Origin of the sequence: Citrobacter sp. TBCS-14, assembly GCF_005280805.1 — a bacterium.
Taxonomy (GTDB): Bacteria; Pseudomonadota; Gammaproteobacteria; order Enterobacterales; family Enterobacteriaceae; genus Citrobacter; species Citrobacter gillenii.
On the sequence record NZ_SZWM01000588.1, the window covers coordinates 283 to 568 of the forward strand.

The window sequence follows — 286 nt, forward strand, 5'->3', positions numbered from 1 at the left end:
GCTTCGCCTTACCCGACCTACAACGGCTCGAACGTAGGCCGGGTAAGCGTTAGCGCCACTCGGCAACAGCATCAGATCGACGTGCGACCAAATGCGCTCTGCCAGTCGTGCTCAAACTTCGCCACGGCAGCATCAACGGCTGGAGAGCTAATCATCTGCTGAGCGACATCCAGCGGCAGCGTGATGGACTCACAGCCGACCAACAGGCAATCCAGCGCCTGACGCGGCGTTTTGAAACTGGCTGCCAGCACTTTGGCGTGCGGGGCATGCATTTTCAATAAGGCCT

1 protein-coding gene is annotated in these 286 nt (G+C 59.1%); it reads right to left on the reverse strand.

All coding sequences use genetic code 11. The features are described 5' to 3' along the window. Positions 1 to 71: 71 nt before the first annotated feature. The coding region (locus FDX22_RS20105) for a transaldolase family protein (protein WP_304571783.1) at positions 72 to 286 on the reverse strand (215 nt) is incomplete at its 5' end.